The 19,493-nt window shown below is 36.1% G+C and carries 18 protein-coding genes and 2 pseudogenes; 18 read left to right on the forward strand and 2 right to left on the reverse strand.

Features of this window, described 5'->3' with window-relative positions:
* Positions 1–81 precede the first annotated feature (81 nt).
* The 9 genes from B5E58_RS02805 to B5E58_RS02845 all read left to right on the forward strand — a co-directional run bounded on the left by B5E58_RS02805 (position 82) and on the right by B5E58_RS02845 (position 10,142).
* On the forward strand, positions 82–549 hold the full coding sequence (locus B5E58_RS02805; RefSeq protein ID WP_088108164.1) for an NUDIX hydrolase: 468 nt from the start codon (positions 82–84) through the stop codon (positions 547–549).
* 27 nt (positions 550–576) lie between these two features.
* Positions 577–915, forward strand: coding sequence for a hypothetical protein (locus B5E58_RS02810; protein ID WP_088108165.1), 339 nt, complete (start codon positions 577–579; stop codon positions 913–915).
* Positions 916–1,055: 140 nt separating this feature from the next.
* On the forward strand, positions 1,056–3,164 hold the full coding sequence (locus tag B5E58_RS02815; RefSeq protein WP_242956579.1) for a glycoside hydrolase family 13 protein: 2,109 nt from the start codon (positions 1,056–1,058) through the stop codon (positions 3,162–3,164).
* 4 nt (positions 3,165–3,168) lie between these two features.
* Positions 3,169–3,831 (forward strand): RluA family pseudouridine synthase, encoded by a 663-nt coding sequence (locus B5E58_RS02820; RefSeq protein WP_088108166.1) that lies wholly within the window; start codon positions 3,169–3,171, stop codon positions 3,829–3,831.
* A gap of 93 nt (positions 3,832–3,924) precedes the next feature.
* A complete protein-coding gene (locus B5E58_RS02825) occupies positions 3,925–6,399 on the forward strand; it encodes an ATP-dependent Clp protease ATP-binding subunit (protein ID WP_088108167.1) in 2,475 nt (824 codons plus the stop codon).
* 160 nt (positions 6,400–6,559) lie between these two features.
* On the forward strand, positions 6,560–7,591 hold the full coding sequence (mltG, locus tag B5E58_RS02830; protein ID WP_088108168.1) for an endolytic transglycosylase MltG: 1,032 nt from the start codon (positions 6,560–6,562) through the stop codon (positions 7,589–7,591).
* Positions 7,592–7,604: 13 nt separating this feature from the next.
* The gene (locus B5E58_RS02835; RefSeq protein WP_088108169.1) at positions 7,605–8,297 is read left to right on the forward strand and encodes an O-methyltransferase; all 693 of its coding nucleotides are present in this window, start codon (positions 7,605–7,607) and stop codon (positions 8,295–8,297) included.
* A complete protein-coding gene (locus B5E58_RS02840; protein WP_088108170.1) occupies positions 8,290–9,534 on the forward strand; it encodes a peptidase U32 family protein in 1,245 nt (414 codons plus the stop codon). Before B5E58_RS02835 ends, B5E58_RS02840 begins: the two co-directional genes overlap by 8 nt.
* 185 nt (positions 9,535–9,719) lie before the next feature.
* A complete protein-coding gene (locus B5E58_RS02845) occupies positions 9,720–10,142 on the forward strand; it encodes a MarR family winged helix-turn-helix transcriptional regulator (RefSeq protein WP_088108171.1) in 423 nt (140 codons plus the stop codon).
* Between the two features lie 63 nt (positions 10,143–10,205).
* Here B5E58_RS02845 and B5E58_RS02850 read toward each other — a convergent pair whose 3' ends face one another.
* A complete protein-coding gene (locus B5E58_RS02850; RefSeq protein WP_088108172.1) occupies positions 10,206–10,757 on the reverse strand; it encodes an N-acetylmuramoyl-L-alanine amidase family protein in 552 nt (183 codons plus the stop codon).
* A 187-nt stretch (positions 10,758–10,944) separates the two neighbouring features.
* Between B5E58_RS02850 and B5E58_RS13975 the strand changes: the two genes are divergently transcribed.
* Both B5E58_RS13975 and B5E58_RS02860 read left to right on the forward strand, forming a co-directional pair.
* Positions 10,945–11,391, forward strand: coding sequence for a sigma-70 family RNA polymerase sigma factor (locus B5E58_RS13975; RefSeq protein WP_088108173.1), 447 nt, complete (start codon positions 10,945–10,947; stop codon positions 11,389–11,391).
* Positions 11,392–11,444: 53 nt separating this feature from the next.
* On the forward strand, positions 11,445–11,879 hold the full coding sequence (locus B5E58_RS02860) for a helix-turn-helix domain-containing protein (RefSeq protein ID WP_158097649.1): 435 nt from the start codon (positions 11,445–11,447) through the stop codon (positions 11,877–11,879).
* 20 nt (positions 11,880–11,899) lie between these two features.
* Here the strand turns inward: B5E58_RS02860 and B5E58_RS13415 are convergent, their stop codons facing one another.
* Complete coding sequence (locus B5E58_RS13415; protein WP_158097650.1) at positions 11,900–12,046, reverse strand: hypothetical protein; 147 nt, start codon at positions 12,044–12,046, stop codon at positions 11,900–11,902.
* Between the two features lie 292 nt (positions 12,047–12,338).
* Between B5E58_RS13415 and B5E58_RS02865 the strand changes: the two genes are divergently transcribed.
* The 7 genes and pseudogenes from B5E58_RS02865 to B5E58_RS02895 all read left to right on the forward strand — a co-directional run bounded on the left by B5E58_RS02865 (position 12,339) and on the right by B5E58_RS02895 (position 19,301).
* Positions 12,339–14,651, forward strand: a complete 2,313-nt coding sequence (locus B5E58_RS02865; RefSeq protein WP_088108175.1) for a tetratricopeptide repeat protein — start codon at positions 12,339–12,341, stop codon at positions 14,649–14,651.
* A 13-nt stretch (positions 14,652–14,664) separates the two neighbouring features.
* The gene (locus B5E58_RS02870; RefSeq protein WP_088108176.1) at positions 14,665–15,846 is read left to right on the forward strand and encodes a hypothetical protein; all 1,182 of its coding nucleotides are present in this window, start codon (positions 14,665–14,667) and stop codon (positions 15,844–15,846) included.
* 214 nt (positions 15,847–16,060) lie between these two features.
* A pseudogene (locus B5E58_RS02875) lies at positions 16,061–16,978 on the forward strand (ParM/StbA family protein).
* A gap of 3 nt (positions 16,979–16,981) precedes the next feature.
* The gene (locus B5E58_RS02880; protein WP_016408413.1) at positions 16,982–17,353 is read left to right on the forward strand and encodes a hypothetical protein; all 372 of its coding nucleotides are present in this window, start codon (positions 16,982–16,984) and stop codon (positions 17,351–17,353) included.
* Positions 17,354–17,392: 39 nt separating this feature from the next.
* Positions 17,393–18,112 carry a replication initiator protein A gene (locus B5E58_RS02885; RefSeq protein WP_088108177.1) on the forward strand — a complete coding sequence of 240 codons (720 nt, stop codon included), beginning with the start codon at positions 17,393–17,395 and terminating at the stop codon, positions 18,110–18,112.
* Positions 18,109–18,951, forward strand: a pseudogene (locus B5E58_RS02890) (ATP-binding protein). Before B5E58_RS02885 ends, B5E58_RS02890 begins: the two are co-directional and overlap by 4 nt.
* A gap of 128 nt (positions 18,952–19,079) precedes the next feature.
* Positions 19,080–19,301 carry a DUF3847 domain-containing protein gene (locus tag B5E58_RS02895; RefSeq protein WP_088108178.1) on the forward strand — a complete coding sequence of 74 codons (222 nt, stop codon included), beginning with the start codon at positions 19,080–19,082 and terminating at the stop codon, positions 19,299–19,301.
* Positions 19,302–19,493 lie beyond the last annotated feature (192 nt).

Genomic DNA, 19,493 nt, shown 5'->3' on the forward strand with positions numbered 1-19,493 from the left:
AACAAATCTTGAAATGATATAAAAAAAGCGTTATACTATTTGTTAATAGAAGAAAGAATATATATAGTCGGAGGTATTTAAGTGATAGAAGCAGTAAGTTGCGGCGGTGTCGTTATTTACAAATGGAAAATTCTGCTTCTTTATAAAAATCAAAACGGCAGATATATGGGCTGGGTATTGCCTAAGGGAACCGTTGAAGAAGGGGAGACATTTAAACAGACTGCTTTGCGTGAGGTCAAAGAGGAATCCGGAGCCACTGGTGAAATCATAAAGTATATAGGAAAAACTCAGTATTCATTTAAAGGAAGTGAGGATACTGTAAGTAAAACAGTGCACTGGTATCTTATGTCCGCTGATTCTTTTTACTGTAAACCTCAAAGCGAAGAATTTTTTGCAGATGCCGGATTTTATAAATTTCATGAGGCATATCATCTTTTGAAATTTAATGATGAGCGTCAGATGTTAAAAAAAGCATATCTGGAGTATTGTGATTTAAAAAGAAACAGAGAATTTTCAAGAAACAAAATTTTTAAAGGCTATGGTAATTAATTTTTTAAAGCCGAAAGGAGAAAAATTATGAAAAGATTTTTAGATGGTCCAAGTTCTATTGATGATTTAAAAAGAGCTGTAATCGATTTACAGAACAGAGAGGATAAAAGAGCTTTTTATCTTTTTATAGCTGTTGTTATTGGTCTTCTTGTTGCAACAACAGCTGGTGTTGTCTATCTTGTTAAAAAAAGTATGAGAGATGACTTTGAAGATGAGTGGGATGACGACTGGGATGATGAGTTTGAATACGATGATGAAATAGAAGATGTGTGCGAGGACTGCGATGAAGACGACTGCGACGCATGCGGATGTGAATGTTGTACAGACAGCGATTTCGATACTTCTGTTAAAGTTGAAAAACTCTGATAAAATCAGGCGGTTCTATTTGAACCGCTTTTTTTATTATGTTAATATATAAGTTTTAAAATTAACTGTTTATTCAATTTATATTTTATGATAAAATACATTTCGGTATAATATTTTTATTATTGGGGGAGGTAGTAGTTTTGGGAGCATCTATATCTGTAAAAACATTGGGTTATACAGAGAAACTTATGATTTACGCAAAAATTATTAATGAAAAACTTGATGTGAAGGCTATTTTCAGTGATGAAACAGAAAATTTCAGAACACCTTCTGAACCTTCAAAATATGATTGTGTTACAATACGTATAAGAACAGCTAAAAATAATGCAGATAATGTTTATTTAATATATGATGATAAAAAAATAAAAATGGAACTTTGTGATACAAAGGGAGATTTTGACTATTTTAAAACTGTTGTAGCTCCGGAAAGTGAAGCTAAAACTTATTATTTTGAGATAGAAAAAAATGGTTTAAGCATATATTATACAAAGCTTGGTGTCACAGATGATTTGAATAAAGAATGGCACTTTAAAATACTTAGAGATTTTAAGACACCTGATTGGGCAAAAGGTGCTGTCATGTATCAGATATATGTTGACAGATTTTATAATGGAGATAAGACAAACGATGTAAAAACAAATGAATATATATATCTTGGAAAACCTACTAATTTTATAAGTGATTGGAATGCAAGGCCACAGGTTGAAGATATAAGAAATTTCTATGGTGGAGACTTGCAAGGTGTAATTGACAAACTTCCATATTTAAAGGATTTGGGAATTGAAGTTATATATTTTAATCCTATATTTGTATCACCAAGTAATCATAAATATGATATACAGGACTATGATTATGTAGACCCTCACTATGGAAAGATTGTTAAAGACGGAGGAAGTCCTCTTGTTTTTGAAAAATTTAATAATAAACATGCAAGTATGTATGTTCAGAGAACAACAGACAAAGAAAATCTTGAGGCTAGCAATAAACTTTTTGCTCATTTAATAGATGAAGCTCATAAAAATGGTATAAAAGTTATTATTGATGGTGTTTTCAATCACTGTGGCGCTTTTAATAAATGGCTTGATAGAGAAGGTTTCTATGGAAATACAGGAAAATATCCTTTGGGAGCATATAAAGACAAAAACAGCATATATCATAACTATTTTAAGTGGTATGATGAAAACTGGCCTAATAATGACTGTTATGACGGTTGGTGGGGATATGATAACCACCCTAAACTCAATTATGAAGCATCTAAAGACCTTTATGACTATATAATGTATATAGGCAAGAAATGGGTTTCTCCTCCATATAATGCTGACGGTTGGAGACTTGATGTTGCTGCTGACTTAGGTTACAGTGAAGATTTTAATCATAAATTCTGGAAAGATTTCAGAAAATCTGTAAAATCCGGAAACCCTAACGCTATAATTCTTGCTGAACATTATGGAGATGCTTCAAAATGGCTTCAGGGAGATGAATGGGACACTGTTATGAACTATGATGCATTTATGGAGCCTGTTTCATGGTTTTTAACAGGTATGGAAAAACACAGCGAAGATTTTAAGGGAGAACTTCTCTGTAATGCTGATGTTTTTGAAAATACAATGAAATATAATATGGCTAAACTTTCATATCAGTCTATATATACAGCTATGAATGAGCTTTCAAACCATGACCATTCTCGTTTCCTTACAAGAACAAATATGAATGTTGGAAGACTTCACACAAAGGGCAGTGAGGCTGCGGATATTGGTGTAAATGTTGGTATTATGAAAGAGGCTATTACAATGCAAATGACATGGCCAGGCTCACCTACAATATATTATGGTGATGAGGCCGGTGTGACAGGTTGGACTGACCCTGATAACAGAAGAACTTATCCTTGGGGAAATGAAAATAAAGACCTTATAAATTACCATAGAGCTATTATAAATATAAGAAAAAACAGTGAAGTCCTCAAAAAAGGTTCTGTTAAAATTGTTTTAAAAGATTATGGCATTTTAGCTTATGGAAGATTTTATAAAGATGATGTTGTTCTTACTGTAATAAATAATACAAGCGAGGAAAAAGAAATTTCTGTTCCTGTAAAAAATATTGAAATAAAATGTAATGATACATTAAAAAGCCGTATAGTTTCATATGAAAATGGTTTTGATACAACTGAAAAAGAATATAAAGTTATAGGTGGAGTTGTAAAAGTTGTTGTTCCACCTTTTGGAAGTATAATTCTTGAGAAGGTAAATTGATTTTATGGATATTAAAATATTTTATGAAGATGAAAATATGATTGTTGCCCTTAAACCTGCCAAAGTTCCGTCTCAACCGGATAAAACAGGTGATATGGATTTTTTGACAGCATTAAAACTTGAAAAGAACAATGAAAATATAGGTCTTATACACCGTCTTGATAGACCTGTTGGCGGTATTATGGTTTTTTCAAAAAATAAAAAAACAGAAACTCTTTTATCAAAGCTTATGGCTGAAAAAAATATAAAAAAGACTTATGTTGCTGTTGTATATGGAAAACCACCTGAAAAAGGTACTTTGAGGGATTATATTGTTAAAAATACAAGACTTAACATATCTACTATCGTAAATAGTAATGTAAAGGGTGCAAAAGAGGCTATTTTGTATTATGATAGAATTGCATTTTGTGAAGATAGTGAACTGGGGGTTGTTTCATTGGTTAAAATAAACCTTGAAACAGGTCGTCATCATCAGATAAGAGTCCAGTTTGCAAATGCAGGTTTTCCCCTTGTGGGAGATATGAAATATAATAAAGAAAGAAGAACAAGAAAAAGAGTTGATGTTGGTCTTTTTTCTGCGGGACTTTCATTTAAACCTTATAAAAACAAAGAAATTTTTGAATTTTTTGAAATGCCTGAAAGTTATCCTTTTAGTATTTTTAGTTAAATTAAAAGACTGCTGATATTTTCGGCAGTCATTTTTTAATAATATTCAATATCTGTGATAATAATAAATAATAAAATATAAGGGAGGGATAATATGCTTGACAATTATACAAACAAGGCAAAAATTGCCCTTGAAAAGGCAGGAGAATGGGCAGAAAGTCTTTCCTGTGGTTACATAGGAACTGAACATATACTTTTAGGTCTTATGTCTGTTGAAGATTGTGTTGCTGCAAAAATATTGGAAGCCCATTCTGTAAAAAAAGATATTGTTATAAGAAAAATAAATGAAATGGTAACAGAGAGAGCTGATAATGGACAGTATGGGAATTATACTCCAAAGGCTAAGGATATTTTAAAATCAGCAAATTTTGAGGCTGAAAGACTTGGTGAGAAAAAAACTGGTACAGAACATATTCTTATGGCAATATTAAACAGTCCATCAAGTATAGCTGCAAAGATAATAAATTCTATGGAGGACAGTTCTCAAAAAATTATAGAAGAAATTTATTATATGTTGGGAGTTGGTGAAGGTTCTACTAATGCTAAAGGAATGAACCCTCATAGTATTGAGAGTAATGAAAAATCAAGCGATACACCAAGTTTAGATAAATACAGCAGAGATTTCACACAGGCTGCCAGAGATGATAAATTTGACCCTATATTTGGCAGAAATTATGAGATGGATAGAATTGTTCAAATTTTAAGTAGAAGAACAAAAAATAATCCTTGTCTTGTAGGTGAGCCAGGAGTTGGTAAAACTGCCATAGTTGAAGGGTTAGCGCAGAAAATAATTTCAAGTGATGTGCCTGATACTATTAAGGGAAAAAGACTTGTTTCTTTAGATATTTCTTCAATGGTTGCAGGCTCAAAATATAGAGGTGAGTTTGAGGAGAGAATAAAAAAAGTTATAGATGAAGTTCGTAAAAAAGGTGATATAATACTTTTCATTGATGAAATTCATACTATAATAGGAGCTGGTGGTGCTGAAGGTGCTATTGATGCAGCTAATATTTTAAAACCTTATCTTGATAGAGGTGAGCTTCAGATTATAGGTGCAACAACAATGGAGGAATATAGAAAGTATATTGAAAAAGATGCAGCTCTTGAGAGAAGATTTAGCCCTATTGATGTTTCAGAACCTACAACTGATGAGGCTATTGTAATGCTTAGAGGTCTTAAAGGGAAATATGAAAATCATTATGGTATAACTATAACAGATAGGGCTGTTGTTTCTGCTGTAATGCTTTCTGATAGATATGTTTCAGATAGAAGTCTTCCTGATAAAGCTATTGATTTGATTGATGAGGCTTCATCAAAAGTCAGACTTAAAACATTTACTCCACCTAAATATATTAAGGAACTTGAAAAAGAGCTTAATAAAATGGGAGAAGCAAAAATAATTGCCATAAGAGATGAGGACTTTGAAAAAGCGGCTAAAATAAAAGCTGATGAAAAAGAAGTCCGTGAAAAATTAGCTTCTAAACGTAAAGAGTGGGAAGATGAAAAAAATATTATGCAGACAACTGTCACAGAAGAAGATGTTGCAGATGTAATATCAGGTTGGACAGGAATACCTTTAAAAACTATACAACAGTCTGAAAGCGAAAGACTTATACACATGGAAGATATACTCCATAAACGTGTTGTAGGTCAGCATGAAGCTGTTACAGCTATTTCAAAGGCTGTCAGACGAGGTAGAGTTGGACTTAAAGACCCTCAAAGACCTATCGGTTCATTCCTTTTTCTTGGTCCTACTGGTGTTGGAAAAACAGAACTTTCAAAGGCTCTTTCAGAAGTTTTATTTGGAGATGAAGACGCTTTAATCCGTATAGATATGTCAGAATATATGGAGAAACACAGCGTTTCTAAAATGATAGGTTCACCTCCCGGATATGTGGGATATGACGAGGGTGGACAGTTAAGTGAAAAAGTAAGAAGAAAACCATATTCTGTTGTGCTTTTTGATGAGATAGAAAAGGCATCATCTGATGTGTTTAATATTCTTCTTCAAGTTCTTGATGATGGTCATATTACAGATGCTAAAGGTCGTAAAGTTGATTTTAAAAACACTGTAATAATAATGACATCAAATGCAGGTGCAAAAAATATTGTTGCTCCTAAAAAACTTGGATTTAAAACTGTTGATTCGGCTGAAAAAGATTATGAGGATATGAAGAAGAATGTTATGGACGAGGTTAAAAATATATTTAAACCTGAGTTCCTTAACAGAATTGATGATATAATAGTGTTCCATACATTAAGTAGAGAAAACATAAATGATATTGTAAGAATACTCACAAAGGGACTTATTAAACGTTCAAAAGACAGTATGGGAATAAACCTTGTATTTACTCCTGAGGCAATAGATTTTATATCTGATGAAGGATATGACTCTGCTTATGGTGCAAGACCTTTAAAGAGAGCTATACAGACTAATATTGAAAATAAATTAGCTGAGGAGTATCTTAAAGGCAATTTGAACTTTGGAGACACAGTAAATGTGTGTGTTGAGAATAAAAGTATTGTGTTTAATATAGAAAACGATTTTGACTCTGAAAAAGATATTTAAAAATTTGTGCCTGTTTTATAAAAACAGGCATTTTAAATGATTTTTACGGAAATATTAAAGAATTTTTACGGTTTATGTCCTATAATCATTGAAGTATTGTTAATTAAACTGTTATAATAAAAACAGTAATAAAATATTTTAATGAAGAAAAGGTGATTGTGTGGGTAAAAATAACAAAATTAAATTTGCTGTAATTATTTTAATTTTTATTGTTGCCGTTATATGTGCTGTTGGAATTTTTAAAGGTAATAAAGTAGCTGATAATGGTGGTAAAGATGTTATAATTACAGTTCCTTCCGGTTCTACAACTTCAGATATTGCCGATATATTAGAAGAAAATGGAGTTATATCAAACAGTTTTATGTTTAGAATTAAAAGTCGCATTGATGGATATGATGGAAAATTTAAACAGGGAACATATTCTATAAATACAGGAAGTTCACAAGAAGAAATTATGGAGCTTTTAAGCAGTGGAGGAAATATAACAGAGAAAAATAAAATAACTATACCAGAAGGATATACTGTTGCTGAGATAGGTCAGTATTTAGAGGAAAAAGGCATTGTCACAGCTGAGGATTTTATAAATACATCAAATACGGCTCAGTTTGACTATGAGTTTGTAAAAAATATTCCTTCTGATAGAGAGTACAGACTTGAAGGTTATCTTTTCCCTGATACTTATTATATAAGTGATAATGCTACATCAGAGGATATAATAAATAAAATGCTTTCAAGATTTAATGATTTCTATACTGATGAAAATATCAAAAAAGCTGAAAATTTAGGTCTTACATTTGATGAGGCTTTAACTGTTGCTTCTCTTGTGGAAGAAGAAATAGTTGTACCAGAAGAAAGACCTATTGCCGCTGGTGTAATATATAACAGACTTGAAATTAATATGCCATTACAGATAGACTCAACAGTTCTTTATGCTATGGGAACAAAAAAAGAAAGGGTTACTTATGATGACCTTGAAACCGACTCTCCATACAACACCTATAAAAATAATGGATTGCCAAAAGGACCTATTGCAAATCCGGGACAGGCTGCAATAGAGGCTGCTTTAAATCCAGATGACAATGATTATATATACTATGTTTTAAAGGATAGAACAAGCGGAGAACATTACTATACAAATAATTATGATGATTTCCTTTCTGCAAAGGAAGCATACAAAGCACAGTTTAATTAAGGGGAATATTTTTATGAATTATGTAACAGATGATTACTTAAATATGTATCTTAGAACAGTACAGCCTAAATATAAAGGCACATTGGGAGAGATACAGGAGGAGGCAACAGAGGCTAATGTGCCTATAATACCTCATGAGACAGCTAGATTTTTAAGTGTTCTTCTTACACTTAAAAAACCTAAACATATACTTGAAATAGGTACAGCCGTAGGCTTTTCATCAAGTCTTATGGCTCAATATATACCAGAAGATGGTACAATAACAACAATAGACCGTTTTGAAGTTATGCTTAAAGATGCAAGAGTTAACATTGAGAGAATGGGACTTACAGATACAATAAAAATTCTTGAGGGTGATGCGGCAGATATACTTCCAACTCTTGAAGGTCCTTATGATGTAATATTTATGGATGCTGCAAAGGGACAGTATGGAAATTTTCTTCCACACTGTATAAGACTTCTTCCTGTTGGTGGAATGCTTATAGTTGATGATGTTTTACAGGGAGGAGATATTGCTCAGTCAAGATTTGAAGTTCCAAGACGACAGAGAACAATACATAAGAGAATGAGAAATTTCCTTTGGGATATTTCTCACAGTGATTTACTTGAGTCATCAATAATACCAATAGGTGACGGTGTGGCTTTATGTGTAAAAATTAAAGAAGGTCAATGGATAAAAGAGGGAGAAGAAGAAAACGATGATTAATAATAGAGTAAAACCTGAATTGCTTGCACCAGCAGGAGATTTGGAAAAACTTAAAATAGCGGTTCTTTATGGAGCTGACGCAGTATATATTGGTGGTGAGGCTTACAGCCTTAGAGCTAAAGCTAAAAATTTTGATTATGAAACTATGAAAGAGGGTATAAAATTTGCCCATGACCATGGTGTAAAAGTTTATGTTACAGCAAATATTTATGCTCATAATAATGACTTTAACGGAATGGCAGAATATTTTAAAGAAGTTGAAAGTGCTGGAGCTGACGCTTTACTTATTTCTGACTTAGGTGTTTTCTCTGTTGCAAAAGAAGCTGTTCCTAATATGGAACTTCACGTTTCAACTCAGGCTAACAATACTAACTATATGAGTGCTAATATGTGGTACAATCTTGGAGCAAAACGTGTTGTTGTTGCTAGAGAGCTTTCTTTAAAGGAGATTAAAGAGATAAGAGAAAAAATACCTGGTGATATGGAGATTGAAGCCTTTGTTCATGGTGCTATGTGTATTTCATATTCAGGAAGATGTCTTTTAAGTAACTATTTAAGTGGTAGAGATGCCAACAAAGGGGCTTGTGCTCATCCTTGTAGATGGAAATATTATCTTGTTGAGGAGACAAGAGAAGGTGAGTATATGCCTATTGAGGAGAATGAAAGAGGAACATATATATATAACTCAAAAGACCTTTGTATGTTAAATCATATTCCTGACCTTGTTGAAAGTGGTGTTATTAGTTTTAAAATAGAAGGACGTATGAAAACACCTTTCTATGTAGGAACTGTAATAAAAGCATATAGAGAAGCTATTGATGACTATTTTGAAAGCCCTGAAAAATATGAAAGTAGAATACCTTATTATTTTGAAGAAATATCAAAGGCAAGTCATAGAGATTATACAACTGCTTTCTATTATGGCAAACCAGGAGGAAGCGAACAGGTTTATACAAACAATACTTATATAAGAAATTATGATTTTATAGGTATGGTTCAGGAAGATTATGATGAAGAAACTGGCTGTGCTATTGTTGAGCAGAGAAATAAATTTGAAGTTGGTGACGAAATAGAAGTTATGCCGACAAAGGGTGAGTCATTTAAAATGATTGTTGAAAAAATGTGGAATGAAGATGGAGAGGAGATAACTTCAGCACCTCACCCACAGCAGATTTTAAAAGTTAAATTCCCACGTCCTGTTAAAAAATTTGATATGCTTAGAAAAGCTGTAAAATAATATATAACTTAAAATATAAAGCTGTATTTTTATACAGCTTTATATTTTTTGTTTTTGAAATTAAATATATTCACTATATTTATAGTAAATATGCACATTAATTGACAAAAAATTATATTTAAAATATAATTGTAAAAACAGGGTTTTAAAAGCAAAAGGGACAATAAGGGAAAAGGAAGATAAACATGGAATTGACACAATGTATAAATTATTTACTTACAACAGCACAGCATGCCGTATTTCAGTATCTTAGTATGAAGCTTTCAGAATATGATGTAACACCTTCACAGTATGGAGTTTTAAGCTGTTTATGGGATAGGGGATATGCCACACCAAAACAGATTTCTGAAATACTTTGTCTTGAAACATCAACAATTTCAGGGGTTCTTGATAGAATGCAGAAAAAGAAACTTATAGAGAGAGTTGTAAACAAAGAAGACAGACGTGAAGTTCGTGTTGTTATAACAAAAAAAGGTAAAATGTTAAAAGAACCTATTCAGGATATTATTGAAGATGTTAATAGAGAAGTTCTTAAAAACTTTACAGAAGAAGAAGTGGCAGTTTTAAAAGATAATTTAAGAGCTATTGCAGGGAGTAAATTTGCATAAAAGCTAAATGGTGTTACTCACACAGGAGTTTAAAGGGTTTTCCTGTGTGAGAATAAACTTCATTTAGCTTTTTTTAGGTTCTACAAAAGGTATACCAAAATATTCAGTAAGGGCTCTTACAATAGTTTTTGCTATTTTATCAATATTTTCTTTTATAAATTTTTCGTCTTCTGGATTGTCATGATATGCTATTTCTATTAATACTGCTGGTGCAACTGTTCTTCTAAGTTCTCTTAAAGTGTTTGTTGGTACAGCTTTTACATCTTCTGGGTTTGGATATATATCTTTAAAATTTTCTGCTAATATATCAGCAAAAAATTCTCCAGGAACACTGGTGTACCAATAATACACATCTGTTCCACGAAGTTTCCCAGCAAGACTTTCCGGTGAGGCATTTGAATGTAGGGCAAGATGAAGGTCATAGTTATCGCTGTTAGACTCATTTATAACCTCCGTCAAAGTCATGTCAGGTCTGTTTCTTGTGTATTCAATTCCACTTGCCTCTAAATATGGTATCATAGCATCAGCTACAAGGTTCATGTACTCTTCCTCACTGCCTCCACTTAGATATTTATTAAATTCTTGTAATGAAGGACTTAAATATATTTTTGGCATATTATAGACCTCTTTTAAGTATGATTTAAAATATAATATGATTTAAAATTTATTTTGTTTCCTCATTGTTTAAATATTTTTTAAAATTTTAATATATCATATTTTTGTTTTATATCTAATATAATATTAATCAAGGCGGATTATATAAAGCAGGTTTGTGCTACATAATTTGTTATGGAGGTTTTTTATGCTTGCTTTCTTGAATTTTTATTATATGTTCGCCTATGTTTCAGGAAGAAATTTATTTGATAAACCTTTAAATCCAAAGGAAGAAAAATATTATATAGAGGAATACGAAAAAGGAAGCGTTGAGGCTAAAAATATTCTTATAGAAAAAAACCTTAGACTTGTGGCACATATAGCTAAAAAATATTCTTCTAACTGTCGTGATAGTGAAGATTTGATTTCAATAGGCACAATAGGTCTTATAAAAGCTGTATCATCATACAATAGCGGTAAAAATGTTAAACTTGCAACCTATGCTGCAAAGTGTATTGATAATGCTATCCTCTCACAGATGCGTTTATGGTTCCAAACCAGTACCCCCATAGCAGAAAAGAACCCAAATGGCGTATTCTGGCACAGGTTTTCGAGAATACATACATCCTTTGTTCCACTTCGGAAGGCTATGTGAGGTATGCACCGATGTATATCCATAGTTTCCGACTGATAGCCCCTCGTAAGCTCTTGGAAGCCCAGTTATTCAATCAGCAGTATCAGAATTATGAAGATATACCGAATGTGCAGGATAGACTTCGCTGGTGCCGTCATCACATGGGGCTGATGCAGAAAGAAGTTGCCGAGCTAATTGGCATAACCAGAGGTCATTACATAGATTTTGAAGTGGGTTGTGTAGATCACTATCCGAAAGAAATCGTGGACAAGCTGGCAGAACTCTATCAAGTTCCGGTAGATGACCTTTTAGATGATTACAATCGCTTCTTATATAAAGGGCAAGGGAAAATGATACGAGAATATCGTGAAAGCCTTGGGTTGAAGAAAAAGCAGTTTGCCCGGTTGATAAAACTTGATCCGGGAACACTCAGGTGCTGGGAGAATGATGAAAAGCAAATGTTCAAGGTTTCTTGGGAGAAATATTTCAAAGACATCATAAAGGTATAGAAAAAAGCAGGTGTTCAAACTTACAGAGTTTGCGCACCTGCTTTCTCTATGGATGCGGATTTGATAACCGCATCCAATAGCTGTACCTTCTGTTCGGAAGGACAATTCAGTTTTTTAATATGCTGATTGACCATATCTGCGTGGACACCGGCAACACGTTCTGCCAATTCACGCTGACCTTCTATGGTTTTTGGATAATGGACAATTACATTGATTGGAGCACTCTTTCTTGCGATACCACGCACCTCCCTCGGTATTTCAGTCTATGAGAGAGAAGTTGTCCGCTATTCCCAACTTATAGTGCCTGTTTTCCTGCTTCAAAAGATGGCATTTTCTGCTATAATATTGTTGGGGTACTGCGTAACTTCTTTTGTGGTATCATCTTATCAAGAATCTTTCAAAGGTTCATTGAGCGCCGATTGAGCGCAAATTGACTATTTTCAGGAAGGAGGGCTGGCTATGGAATATTTAGATTTCAGTTCAGTCATTACCACCATTCGTAAATATATCAGTGATGCTCATAACATGAATCAGATTGATATGATGTATCAGTTGTTTGTCAGTTTCTTAAACTCGGAAGAATCAAAAGACTTTGATTTTGATAATGGTTTGGTCTGCCGTTGGTTTAATGGTCAGGCAAAAATCAGCCCTCGCATCACCGGATATTATATGAACAATCACAAACGTAATCTCCTTGCAGCGGATATGCACAGGAATGTACTTCCGTTGATGTATGACGGTGCTATGGCGGTGCAGGAAGTCTATAATATTCTGGTGCAGGATACAACTATATCCGATAAAGCCAAGGAGCAGCTTCTCCAGAATTATCCTTGTGAAACAGAAAAGGATGAAGCAAGATTCCTTACTGCTGCATTGTGCTTTGGCATGGAACGTTCCTTTGTGAAGCGTGACTCCAATACCAAGCAGCTGTTGTCTGCAGGAACCCTTTCGCCTGTCGTGAAAGACTTTGTATATGATGGTGGGGTTCCTAAGCCTTGCCGTCATTTCTGTGGACGAGACGATGAACTTGCCACACTGCATCATTTGCTGTGCGACCACGGAAAAGTTTTTCTCCAGGGCATTGCCGGCATTGGAAAAAGTGAACTGGCGAAAGCCTATGCGAAACAGCACAACAAAGAATATACCAATATTCTCTACCTTGCTTACACCGGAGATCTGAAGCAGGATATTATTGATATGGATTTTGCAGATGATCTGCCAAATGACGATGATGAAGAACGCTTTCGCAAACACAACCGTTTTCTGCGCACTTTAAAAGATGATACGTTGTTTATTATTGATAATTTCAATGTTACCGCTACGCAGGATGGATTGCTGTCGGTTGTGATGAAATATCGTTGCCGTATTTTGTTTACCACACGCAGCCGTTTTAACAATTATACTTCCATGACTCTGGAAGAGATTTCAGATACCGAAGCGTTAGTTGGTTTGATGGGCTGCTTCTACTCCGAAGCAGAAAAATACCGACCTGTTTTGGAACAAATCATCCAAACTGTTCACAGTCATACTTTGGCGGTAGAAATGTCAGCCCGTTTGTTGGAATCCGGAATTATGGAGCCGATGCTCTTGTTAAATAAGTTGAAAGAAGAAAAAGTTGCTCTGGATGCCACCGATACGATTGGCATTACCAAGGATGGAAAAAGTCAAAAGGCAACCTACTATCATCATATCCGCACCTTGTTTTCTCTGTACCATTTATCAGATACCGAAACAGAGGTTATGAGAAGTCTTTCCTTGCTTCCGGTTACCGGTATCAGCGGCAGGTTGTTTGCTCATTGGCTGAAATTGCGTGACATGAATACAGTTAATGATTTGATTGAAAAAGGCTTTGTGCAGGCAATGGAAGGTCATGTAATTGCTTTACATCCGATGGTGCAGGAAGTGGCAGTTGAAGAAATCAAGCCGTCCGTTACTACTTGCCGTACTTTACTTAATAGCTTACAGCAGATTTGCCTGCGTAACGGAGAAGAAGTTTCCTATTATAAGCAGTTGTTCCAGACCATTGAAACCATTATCAATCTGATTGATAACGATGATATGCCATTTTATCTGAGCTTTGCGGAGGATGTGTTCCCGTATATGGAAAAATTTCATTATGTTCAGGGAATGGAGCTAGTGCTGAAGCATCTTACGGAACTTCTGAAGGATGATGCAGTTGGTTCAATATCGGATCGTGCCTTACTGATGGACTACCGTGCGTGTTGTGAAAAGAAACCAGATAAAGCAATCAAGCTGGAAAAGGATGCTATTGCCATGCTTACCGAGATTAATTCGGATAACGCACTTCTGGCTGCTAACCTCCATGCCAATCTTGGTAGTATGTATCGTCAGTCTGGAAAGCATGAACTGGCAAAGCAGCATATGGAGCAAGGAATCCAACTGCTGGAGCAGTTCGGACTTGTGCCTTATCATGACAGCATCCCTCAGATTACGAACTATGCGGTATTGCTTACTGAAATGGGACAACCGGATATGGGACTTTCTGCTTTAAGAAAATTGTCCCGTGTAATCCGTGAGTATAATTCAGATCAGACCATCGATTATGCCACTGTTCAGGAAGCGCTGGGAAATATCTGCCTGACCATCGGAGAAGTTCAGCAAGCAACCACACATTTTCAGAAAGCTATGACAGTCTATGAAATAGTGTTTGAAGCGGAGCCGGAAATGATAGAAGCGAAGAAACAAGCATTGCTTGGAACTTATGCGCAGGCAGGAGTTTATTTGGCACAACAGTTGTTAGAGAAAAAATGAATTGAGGATAGTTATGGAACCGGAACTTTTTCTTTTGGAAATGGCAGAGTCAGAAGAATGCAACAAAATAATGTATAAACGATTAGCGATTCATAAGTATATTGGACTCTATTATGCAATGAAACGTGAACGAGGCGTTATTGATCCGTTCATGATTCCATTTAGAGATTTCGTAAAAACGAAAATAGCAGAGAATGGAATTGACATAGATGAGCTGATGAAATATATGATTGAGAATGATCAATCGAATTGTGCTTTATTCGCTGCTACTACTATGTTTAAACCAAAGAAAGAATTATCTTCAGATGCTTATTACAACGCCATTGCAAAATACAAAATAATAACGCCATTTGTTGATGATATAGATATGAATAAGGTTGCGTTAATTGTTGTTTCTTTTGTTTTTGATAATTTATATCCCAGCAAGATTGATATTACTGACGTTGTCGGCAAAGAAGAATTTGCTTATCCAATCAATCAATATGGATTGACAAAGGTAAATGGGGCTATCTTCAAAAAAGATGGTTTGATTTTTGATGGTAAAGGATATTTCTATAACTATTTTACGAATAAAACTATGCTTGATCCTTTTGATACCATGGTTGGGTTTGCAAGAATAATTCATGATGATACATCGGATTGTGATATTTTGTATCGTTTGGATGAAAGACTGGCTATGCCGGCTGCTGAGTATTATGACTATACAGGAGTAGCATTTGAAAAATTCTATGGTCCACAATTCAAATTTAATGGTAGTAGCCTAACTGGTACTAAAACAGTTATTGTTCATATTGATAGTGACACGATGGCAAAGCTTCTTATGGTTATAAAAAAAGGTGAGGATCAAAATACAAACGAAGAGTTTTGGCATATTGAAATCGAAGCATTGCCATATAAAGAAAACGGATCTGGTCATGTGATTACAACATTTTTGCATGGAATGTATTATCCTCGGAGAGAAGTTTTCACGCATATTGATTATACAAAGAATCAATATAGTGGAACAGACTATATTCAGAAATATGCTGATAGCGTAGATGGAATGCCGATCGATCAATATACCGCTACCAGAGATTTGCATTATAAAATATGGTGTATCGAAAATGGTGAATTTTCACGTGATACTTGGTATAAGTTGATGATTGTATCTTTGGGGACAAAATATCAAAAACTTCTTAATGAAATCTTATCTTAGATATGTAGCAGTCATGCACTATGGTGTGTGGCTGCTTTCTTTTTGCTCAATTTTCGCTCAATCCACACTCAATGTGTTTTATGCCTTCTTTCAGTAGAATGAAATTGCAATAAAAACAGCACCAAATTAGAAAAACTGGTGCCAATTCAAAGCAAATCTACTGAAAGGGGGCATTTTTTATGAACGCAAACAAGCACAAGGAGGTACAGAGCAAATGAGAGAACTGAATAACATCAAAATCATTGCCGTGGATCATGGCTACGGCAACATCAAGACAGCAAACACAGTTACCCATACCGGAGTGGCAGCTTATGAAACCGAACCGATTTTTTCCGGAAACATTCTGGAATATGGCGGTATCTATTACCGCATCGGGGAAGGTCATAAGGAATTTATCGCAGATAAAGCCATGGACGAGGACTACTACATTTTGACCCTTATGGCAGTTGCCAGAGAGTTGAATGTGTACGGCATCCGTGAAGCAGATGTTCATCTGGCTGCTAGGTTGCCGCTGACCTGGATTCGTAAACAGCGTGAAGATTTCCGAAACTATCTGCTCCGTAATAAGGATGTGGATTTCCGCTTCAACGGCAAAGACTACCATATCTGTTTTGTTGGATGCAGTCTGTTCCCGCAGGGATACCCTGCTATTGTCAGCCGTTTGGGAGATTTCAAAGGAACCAATCTTCTGGCAGACATCGGAAACGGTACCCTGAACATTTTGTATATCAATAACAAAAAGGCTATAGAGAGCCGTTGTTGGACAGAAAAGTTCGGTGTCAATCAATGTATGATTGCCGCTAAGAATGCGGTACTGGACAGCTTCGGCGTGAAAATCGAAGAATCTACCGTTGAGCAGGTGCTTCGTTTCGGAACTGCTGACATCAGCAAGCCGTATCTGGACTGTATTACTTCCGTAGCTAAACGTTATGTGGCTGATATTTTCGCTACACTTCGCCGCTATGAATACAATCCGGATCTGATGCGACTGTATATCGTTGGTGGTGGCGGCTGTCTGATTAAGCACTTCGGGTAGTATGATGAAAGCCGAGTGACCATTCTGGATGATATTTGTGCAACAGCCAAAGGTTATGAATATCTCGCCTTTGCCAGCCTTCGCAGGAAGGAGTAACCCATGATCGAGAATATCCGCAGCACAAATCTACGTTTCAATTTGGAAAAGGACACCCAGAAACGAGCATGGCAGTATCTTCAGACTATGGACAAGCAACAATTCAAATCCTACAGCAATGTGATTGCCGTAGCTCTGGTGGAATATTTTGACCGCTATTATCGCAGTCAGGATGATCCTTACTTTGAAACCAGAGAACGAGAAGAGCGATTTGTAAATCAGATTATTTCCTCTGTAGAAAGTGCTATGGAGAGAACACTTCCGGTATTTCTGGCAGGCTGTATGGCTGGGCTGTCACAAGCATCTCATAACACAACTTCAGTTGTTCAGCAGGAACCGGATGCAGAGCTGGATTGGGATTTTCTTGGAGAATAAATTTTCTCCAAGCTGATCCTACAGAAGGGAGGTGAACACATGACACGATTTCTGACACAGGATAGTTCGATACCGCCGTATATGGCATTTCCAAGATTTTTATTGGACAAAGATGGACTGAATGAAACTGCCAAAATTCTTTATACGATTTTGCTCGACCGAGCAAGGCTGTCACAGAAAAATGATGGGTGGACGGATGAAAAAGGTCATGTGTTCATTTTCTTTCCTATCAAGAATCTGGCAGAAGCCATGCACAAAAGCGAAATGTCCATTAAAACTGCGCTGATGGCTCTGGAAAAAGAAAATCTGATTGTACGAAAACGTCAGGGCGCAGGTTTCCCAAACCGAATCTATGTCAAATATCCACCGGAGTATCTGACGCAGATGGACAGAAATCTTTCTGTAAGACAGACAGAAAACTGTCCTACTGATGGAAAGCAAACTGTCTCTGTGACAGACAGAAAACTGTCCAGTAGTAATAAAGAGAAGAACAATATAAAAAGAATAAATTCAGAGAGTAAGGATAATCGTACCGCCTATGGTTCCTATCGAAATGTTTTCCTGACCACGGAGGAACTGTCAGCTTTACAAAGCGAAGTACCCCACTATCAGGAATACATTGAAAAGCTGTCCAGATATATGGTATCCAGCGGAAAGCAATATGCCAACCATGCAGCTACCATACGAAGCTGGGCGTTACAAGACCATCCTGCTCCTGTCATACGAACCTATGAATGTAAGGAGGACGAAAGCCTATGAAACCAATAGCAAATACCGTGGGCGATTTATTTCAGCCAAGAGAGCTGGCAAAGGATGAATATCTGAATGAAGCTGACGGACTGATCTATTGCTCCAAATGCCACACCCCCAGACAGCACTGAATTGAACTGAAGGAGCGAGTATTCCTCCCTACGGTTCGTTGCCGTTGTCAGCAGGAAGAATATGACAAAGAAGAAGCAGAACGTAAACATCAGGAATTTCTCATACAGGTGTCCCGACTTAGGGCAAACGGCTTGCAGGACAAATCTCTGCATGATTACAACTTCGCTAATGATAAAGGCTACAATCCGGAAATACAGAAAGCACATGATTATGTGACACATTGGGAGGAAATGAAAGCGAAGTCCTTGGGCCTGCTTCTCTGGGGAGATGTTGGAACTGGTAAATCTTTTTTCGCAGGGTGCATCGCAAATGCTCTGTTAGATAAAGGTATTCCGGTTCTGATGACCAATTTCTCCAGAATCCTGAATACGCTGACCGGAATGTATTCCGATGATAGAAACCAGTTCATTGACAGCTTCAACAAATACAGTCTGCTGATTATTGATGATTTGGGCATTGAGCGTAGCTCAGAATTTGCTTTGGAGCAGGTGTTCAATGTGATTGACAGCCGTTATCGAAGCAAGAAACCTTTGATTGTAACCACGAATTTGACTTTGGATGAACTGAAGCATCCGAAAGATCTGGCAAGAGCCAGAATTTATGACCGAGTATTGGAGCGTTGTGTTCCTTTGAAAATCAACAATCAGAATATTCGAGAGCTGAACGCAGCCGCAAATATGCAGGAAGTACGAAAAATACTAAATTCCGGTACTTAATTTTACAGTCGATGGTGCTGAACAATTCGCCAACCAGTACGCAGATAACCTTGGGATTACAAAGCGAATTGTATCTGCACCATCTACACCGGGTTACAGCACCACACCGATACCAGAAAGGAGATTTTATGGCAAATAACAGACCTATGACGACCGAAGATGAAAAGAAATTATTGCAGGCACAGCACAGAATGGAAGCGATTGAAGCCCGCAACCGCCAGAAAGAGCGAAAAGCAAGAACCAGACGATTGATCCAGATGGGAGCTGTATTGGAAAGTGTATTCCCGGAAGTTCAGACTATGGAGCTTGATGACGTGAAGATAGAACTGAAAAAGCGATTGAACGCATAATACTGGCAGCTTTGCTGCTATCCCGAAGGGCGCACTTACTCACCACCCATAAAATGGGCGGTGGTATCCCCTTCGGGGTCGTGCGCTCTGCGAGGCTTTGCGGCTCCTATGGAGCCTTATGTACAATGTCACACTTTTTCAAATTGCTGTCATTGCCCACGCAGTTTCCACAAGTACAATCGCTATAGCGTT

The sequence above is a fragment of the Tyzzerella sp. An114 genome (genome assembly GCF_002161055.1).
Lineage (GTDB): Bacteria > Bacillota > Clostridia > Lachnospirales > Anaerotignaceae > Fimicola > Fimicola cottocaccae.

What these genes read in the sequence shown, in the direction of transcription:
- B5E58_RS02885 (WP_088108177.1), top strand. Translation starts at nt 17,393, where the DNA reads ATGACACGATTTCTGACACAGGATAGTTCGATACCGCCGTATATGGCA.
- B5E58_RS02825 (WP_088108167.1), top strand. Translation starts at nt 3,925, where the DNA reads ATGCTTGACAATTATACAAACAAGGCAAAAATTGCCCTTGAAAAGGCA.
- B5E58_RS02870 (WP_088108176.1), top strand. Translation starts at nt 14,665, where the DNA reads ATGGAACCGGAACTTTTTCTTTTGGAAATGGCAGAGTCAGAAGAATGC.
- B5E58_RS13975 (WP_088108173.1), top strand. Translation starts at nt 10,945, where the DNA reads ATGCTTGCTTTCTTGAATTTTTATTATATGTTCGCCTATGTTTCAGGA.
- B5E58_RS02895 (WP_088108178.1), top strand. Translation starts at nt 19,080, where the DNA reads ATGGCAAATAACAGACCTATGACGACCGAAGATGAAAAGAAATTATTG.
- B5E58_RS02850 (WP_088108172.1), bottom strand. Translation starts at nt 10,757, where the DNA reads ATGCCAAAAATATATTTAAGTCCTTCATTACAAGAATTTAATAAATAT.
- B5E58_RS02840 (WP_088108170.1), top strand. Translation starts at nt 8,290, where the DNA reads ATGATTAATAATAGAGTAAAACCTGAATTGCTTGCACCAGCAGGAGAT.
- B5E58_RS02845 (WP_088108171.1), top strand. Translation starts at nt 9,720, where the DNA reads ATGGAATTGACACAATGTATAAATTATTTACTTACAACAGCACAGCAT.
- B5E58_RS02820 (WP_088108166.1), top strand. Translation starts at nt 3,169, where the DNA reads ATGGATATTAAAATATTTTATGAAGATGAAAATATGATTGTTGCCCTT.
- B5E58_RS02835 (WP_088108169.1), top strand. Translation starts at nt 7,605, where the DNA reads ATGAATTATGTAACAGATGATTACTTAAATATGTATCTTAGAACAGTA.
- B5E58_RS02880 (WP_016408413.1), top strand. Translation starts at nt 16,982, where the DNA reads ATGATCGAGAATATCCGCAGCACAAATCTACGTTTCAATTTGGAAAAG.
- B5E58_RS02865 (WP_088108175.1), top strand. Translation starts at nt 12,339, where the DNA reads ATGGAATATTTAGATTTCAGTTCAGTCATTACCACCATTCGTAAATAT.
- B5E58_RS02810 (WP_088108165.1), top strand. Translation starts at nt 577, where the DNA reads ATGAAAAGATTTTTAGATGGTCCAAGTTCTATTGATGATTTAAAAAGA.